Here is a 6,151-nt window from a genome sequence, read left to right on the forward strand (position 1 = left end):
ACGACGAATGGACCGAACCAGGTCGACGTCCAGTCGACCACAGGATGAAACGATGAAACCAACCCGACTAACCACCCGTGTCGCCGCCCTGGCTATCGTAATCGGCATCGCGCTAAGCAACACAATTGAAGCGCGCGCGCAGACCGTCGGTAGCCTGGTCGACGTAGAGGGCGTGCGTGAGAATGCGCTTGTCGGCTATGGCATCGTGGTTGGCTTGGCCGGATCGGGTGACGGCACGCAAGCCAAGTACACCACCCAGTCGCTGACGAATATGCTCAAGCAATTCGGCACGCGACTGCCGGAAAATATCAACCTGCGTTCGCGCAACACGGCCGCGGTGATAGTGAGCGCGACGTTCCCGCCGGGCTATCGCCGGGGCCAGAAAGTGGACGTGACCGTTTCATCGCTCGGTGATGCGAAGAGCTTGCGCGGTGGCACACTGCTGATGACCCCGTTGCGTGCGGCGGACGGCGACGTCTATGCGCTGGCGCAAGGCAACCTGGTGATTCCAGGTCTGAACGTGCAAGGGCGCAGCGGCACCAGCGTCACCATCAATACGCCCACCACGGGCCGGATTCCCAAGGGTGCGACGATCGAGCGGGAGATTGCCACCGATTTCGCCGATACGCCTACCGTACGCTTGAACCTGAAACGTCCGGATTTCCAGACCGCCTCCAGTATCGCCGACGTGATCAATAACGCACTCGGCAGCGAAGTCGCCAGCACGGTGGACGCCACCTCGGTGGATGTGGTCGCCCCCCAGGTGCCGAGCCAGCGCGTGGCGTTCGTCGCCCGCCTGAACGCGCTGAAGGTGAGTAAAGGCGCGGAGGTGCCGCGCGTTGTCTTTAACTCGCGCACCGGTACGGTCGTTATCAGTCAGGGCGTGACGGTCAAACCGGCGGTCGTCTCGCACGGCTCGCTGAAGGTTACGATCGCCGAAGGCACGATGGTCAGCCAGCCGAACGCATTCGCCAACGGCAGCACCGTGACGGCGCCCGTGAGTGAGATCGGGGTGACGCAGGCGGGCGGCAATGCGTTTCAGTGGACATCGGGCGCTAGCCTGCAAGCGATCGTCGACACGATCACCCGCACCGGTGCCACGCCGGATGACCTGATGGCGATCCTGCAAGCCCTTTCCGAAGCTGGCGCGCTGACGGGCGACCTGGTGGTGATCTAACGAGGAATTCGATGATGACGCTTGAACCCGGATACCTGCCACACGCACAGTACGCCGCGATTGAGACCGCCTCCATCAAGGCATCGGATCCAGCTTACCGCGCACGCGTGGAAGATGCAGCCGTGAAATTCGAAGGCCTTTTCATCGCACAGATGTTGAGCGAAATGAAGAAGGCGACCGACCAGCTCAAGGGAGACGATGGTTTTGCCGACCGTTCCGGCGAAGCAATGCTTGACTACGCGAACCGTGCGGTGGCCGATGCTATCGCGAAGCAACGTGGCTTTGGCATCGCGGACACGCTGGTCGCACAGATGCTGCCACCTGACGCGACGCCGTCGAAAGACTGATGCATTAACACAATCACCGCCACACTCTTTGTACTCGAACCTCACTATGAATATTACCCAAATTGGTTTGTCAGGCGCGCTCGGGGCGCGAGCAGCAATGGACAGGTCGGCGCGCAACACGGCAAACCAGCAGACCGTCGGCTACACGCGCCAGGGTGTGCTGCGAACCTCGCGCGTGAGTGGTGGCGTCGATGCGAGTTCGGTGATCCGTTTCGATGATCACACCAACACGCAGCAGAAGTGGACGTCGCACGGATCGGTCGGCGAGCATCGGGCGGCGGAATCGTACTTCCGTCAGCTCGAGGAAGTGATGGGGCTCAAGGACGGCAGCATCAAAGTCTCGATGGGCAAGTTCTTCAGCGCGCTGGATGCGGCCAGTGCCGATGTGGCTAACTCCGCGCTGCGGCAGCAGGTGCTGCTGGCTGCCGGTGGCATGGCGAAGAGTTTCAACAGTGTGCAGCAGATGATGCGTGGCCAGCTCGATACGCTGCGCCAACAGAGCACGGCCACCGTGGAGCAGATCAACGGTCTATCCCGAACTGCCGCCGAGTTGAACCGTCTCGTCGCCGAAGCGGAAGCCAACGGTGGCGCACCATCCGAGCTCATCGATCAGCGCGACCAGGCCATCGACCAGTTGGCGGCGTTGGTCGATATTCGCACCGTTCGTCAACCCGACGGCACCGTCGACGTGAGTCTTGCGGGCGGTACGCCGCTCATTGCGGGGCATCAGGTCGCAAAGATGAGGGTGGAACCGCTGTCCGGCGGCACGTTCGAACTCAAGCTGGAACTGGCCGGCACGCAGTATTCGGTGGACGGTGCCAAGGTCGGCGGTGAACTGGGCGGCTTGTCGTCTTTTGCAAAGGACACGCTGCTGCCGCAGATGGAGGCGCTCCGCTCGCTGGCGGCCGAACTCGCGGGCAGCTTCAACGACCAGCTCACTGCAGGCTTCAGCATGGGAGGTTCGCCGGGCAAGGCGCTGTTCAAGTTCAATCCGGTAACGGGCCACCTGACGGCTAACGAGATGAAGCCCGAGGAACTCGGCTTTTCGGGCGATCCAAAGACCCCTGGCAACAGCGACAATCTTCTCAAGCTGATCGAACTGCGCTCCCGACGTATCGATTTGCCGGGCTTCGGCGAGGCGTCGTTGGGCGACGCATACGTGCAGTTCGTCGGGAAGCTCGGCGCGCAGAGTGAGCAGAACCAGTCGAGTTTGGCAATTGCCGTCAATGTTCGCCAGCGAGCGGAAGAAGCGTGGCAGTCGCTGTCGGGAGTCAGCATGGACGAGGAAGCCGTCAATCTTTCCGAAGCCCTTCAGGTCTACTCGGCCAACATGAAAGTGATTTCCGTCGCAAAGGAATTGTTCGACGCGACAATGCGCGCTTTCTAAGCGGGATGGAATGGATAGCTCGCACCTGCGAGCGGTGTGAGCCAATGAAGGGACGCCAGGAAGCCGTTCTCTCAAAGGTGAGCGGCATCAAAGAGAGCCCAGTTTAGCAATCGCAACTGTCGATGCAGTGGGGAAATCCGGTGCGATCGGTATGACGGCGTGTGGTCGCCCATACCGGAAAGGCTGCGTGACCGCGACGGCGGCGTAAGCAGCGGCACGGCGCGTCGAAGACTAACATTTAATTCAGTAAAGAGCACATGCGTATCGCCAGTCAACACTTCGGCAACACCATGCTCGCGACGCTACGCGCGTCGAACAGCAAGGCCGCCGATCTCACGTCCAAGATATCCACGGGCCAGCGCGTGCAGCGCGCATCGGACGACCCGATTGCGGCCGCGCGGCTGCTGCTTATTGAGCGCGACACCTCGGTGCTCGAGCGTTATCAGAAGAACATCGACACGCTGTCGGTGCGCTTGCAAAAGAATGAGGCGCATCTTGACGGCATGCTTGGCACGGTGATGTCCGTGCAGGATTCGTTGTTGACTGCCGCCGACGGTAGTCGCAGCGCGGCTGATCTGAATGCGCTCGCCGCGCCGCTGCGTATGCGGCTCGACAACCTGAAGCAGGCCGCCAACGCCAAGGATGGCGATGGCAACTTTCTTTTCTCCGGCTCGCAAACGAATACGGCGCCGATCGCATATGACGCGACCGCGCCTGTGGGCAGCCGCTACTCGTACGCCGGCAATGGGGAACTGCAGCAAGTGGTGATCGGCCACGGCGTCACCCAGCACGCCAACGTCACGGTCGAGCCGCTGGCCGATGTGATGAACAAGCTGGAAGCGGCCATTGCGGCTATGGAGAATCCTGAAGTCAATCCGAGCGCACCGGCGGTGCGAGGCGTCTTGACGGCGGCGTTGGACTCGGTCAAGCGCAACGGGATCGATGCCCTGAGCATGAAGATTACTGATCTAGGCGGTGCCCAGAACACGCTGGATCTGATGAGCGAGAATCATTCGGCGCAGCTTGTCGCCAACGGGCAAGCCGTTAGTCTGGTAGGGGAACTGGATTTTGCCGAGGCGATCGACCAGTTAAACAACTACATCGCAGCCGTGAAAGGTTCGTACGCGATCTATACGCGCATGACGCAGTTGTCGCTGTTCGACGCAATCTGAGGCCCCGCTCATGAAGATGGGATCTACCACACCCGTTCGCGGTCGGCTGGTTTCCCGGCGGGACGACGCGCATGTGGCCAGCCGCACGCAGCGTGGTGCTCGTACGCAGGAGGCGGCCCCACTGACCGCGGCGCCGATCACCCCCCTGCCGGCATCGGGAATTTCCGCCGTGGCACCGCGCTTCCCGGACGTGTCGGTCGCCTTCACCGCACGCCACGCACAACTGAACGCCGACGTGACTGTCGCGCAGCGCGCGCTGGCGTTTGTCGAGACGGCAACTGGACAGTTGCGCGGGTTGAAGAGGACGATCGGCATGGTCTTGAGCGGCGCGGAGCGCAGCGGCGACGGTGCTGCGGCGCTTATTGCGAAATTCGGCACGCTCTGGCGCGACCGCGCAGTGCTGGCGGGCGGTGTGCTGGATGCGCAGTTGGTGGTGCATCCGGCTGCCGATGTAGTATGTACGTTCCGCATGCGCGCGCTCGATGTCGAGCAATGGCGAAGCGGCGGTGCGGAAACGCTCGTTTTCCACCCGGCCGGCTTGGGCAAGCAGCCGGTATCGGTCAGCTTTGGAGATGCGCCGCTCGACGCAGCCGCCTTTGCGCGCGAGCTGGACCGTGCGCTGGCCTGCACCGGCATTCGCGCGGCGCTGGCCGCGGACGGCCAGATTGATTTCACGGTGGCGGAATCGCGCTGGCCCATCGTGCGCGATCATCTGATGGTGCAGGGCGGCGGCAGGCGGTTCCCTGGAGGCCGTCCCAGCCGCGCGCAAGTCGACGCGGCGCCGGAAGCCATCGATCCAGCGCGCTGGCAAGTCACCGACCGCGTGTCGCAGCGCGCGGCATTGCGCGAGGTGGTGCGCGCGCTCGACGGGTTGACGCAAGCGGACCGCACGCTGCGCGCCCAACTCGATACCGCGGGACACGCCCTGCAAGGCGACAAGTACGGGCCCGCAGTCGTGCGGGCGACGACGGACATTCAGTCGGTATCCGACGCGCTTGCTGACTCGGCAGACTTCAAAGTGCTGTCCGTCGTCACGTCGACGTTGTTCGGTCTGAGCCGCAGGAGAGTCGAAGCACTACTTGTGCATTGACGGTGTGGGGGCGAGAAAAAGCCTCACGGTCCCGATGTGGGCAGGCACGTACGTGCGTGAAGTATGCTCGGGGATCGAAGTCGCTCAATGGCGTCGTGTCGATTAGACAATCCATCGCTGCCGCGTTCGACGCCACGTTTGGAACTGACGAACGAGTTGTTGCGCCTCCCGATCGCGATACCACGCAGCGCTCGCTCGGCAATCCGGTTGCGGATCGCGGCCCCGCACGTCGCTGCGGCTTCCCGACACGATTGGAAGAGCGCGATGACGATTTCGCACTGCTTTACCCGTATCGAGTCAACATCGGGGGCTGAATCTCAACGCGCCTCCCATACGGAAGTCCGGATGTCTCCGGCAGGAGTTGGAACCGAGCGGCGTGGCGCTGATTGAAGACGCACGCCGCGCTGCTCACGTCATCCCCGAATTTCTCTAACGCCGCCGGCTCGAAGCCTGTGCCGAGGCCAACCCGAAACTCATTTGAGACATTTCTGATCGATGTGGCTTGCCACTGTCGGTACCATCAATTTCATTGGACTCCGCCGACAGGGTTCAAAATCTTGGCCACTGGAAACGAAAGGAGAGGGCTTCGGTGAATAACAATCGATGCGAAAACAAGGTAGTCGTTCTGGAGGTCCACCCCGGTGACTATCATCATGTAGAGCGGGCCGCAGAGAGGTTGGGCTACGGAACCCCGGAGTTTGTGATGTTGAGTGCCTCGCTCGTCGCATCCGCCATCGCGAACGGCGACGATGCACTAAGAACGCCGGCGGCATTGCGCGAGAGCACTGATCGTTGGTCTCGATGACGCAAGGCGTCGAGCTGTACTCCAGGCGGTTAACCTCGCTCGACATCCCGGTCATCAAGTGCAATGCGTAGCCGTTAGTCGTTGGTCACGGGGCTCGACCCGGGATGGCCTCAATGATTTCGATTAGCAATCCTACTGTGAAAACGGCTGGCACAAATAAGAGTTGTCTGATT

General features: G+C 61.9%; 5 protein-coding genes. All 5 read left to right on the top strand.

The genetic code is table 11. The features are described 5' to 3' along the window. Nucleotides 1-52 precede the first annotated feature (52 nt). The 5 genes from A9Z05_RS25985 (at nt 53) to A9Z05_RS26005 (ending at nt 5,173) form a co-directional block, all read left to right on the top strand. Nucleotides 53-1,177, top strand: coding sequence for a flagellar basal body P-ring protein FlgI (locus A9Z05_RS25985; protein WP_069620621.1), 1,125 nt, complete (start codon nt 53-55; stop codon nt 1,175-1,177). A gap of 11 nt (nt 1,178-1,188) precedes the next feature. Further along, nucleotides 1,189-1,524 carry a flagellar biosynthesis protein FlgJ gene (locus A9Z05_RS25990; RefSeq protein WP_141723482.1) on the top strand — a complete coding sequence of 112 codons (336 nt, stop codon included), beginning with the start codon at nt 1,189-1,191 and terminating at the stop codon, nt 1,522-1,524. Nucleotides 1,525-1,570: 46 nt separating this feature from the next. Further along, on the top strand, nt 1,571-2,911 hold the full coding sequence (gene flgK / locus A9Z05_RS25995) for a flagellar hook-associated protein FlgK (protein WP_069620623.1): 1,341 nt from the start codon (nt 1,571-1,573) through the stop codon (nt 2,909-2,911). A 257-nt stretch (nt 2,912-3,168) separates the two neighbouring features. After that, entirely contained in the window at nt 3,169-4,083 is a 915-nt protein-coding gene (flgL, locus tag A9Z05_RS26000; protein ID WP_069620624.1) for a flagellar hook-associated protein FlgL, read from the top strand. Between the two features lie 10 nt (nt 4,084-4,093). After that, a complete protein-coding gene (locus A9Z05_RS26005; RefSeq protein ID WP_141723483.1) occupies nt 4,094-5,173 on the top strand; it encodes a hypothetical protein in 1,080 nt (359 codons plus the stop codon). Nucleotides 5,174-6,151 lie beyond the last annotated feature (978 nt).

This window comes from Burkholderia sp. A2 (assembly GCF_001729305.1).
GTDB classification, from domain to species: Bacteria; Pseudomonadota; Gammaproteobacteria; order Burkholderiales; family Burkholderiaceae; genus Burkholderia; species Burkholderia sola.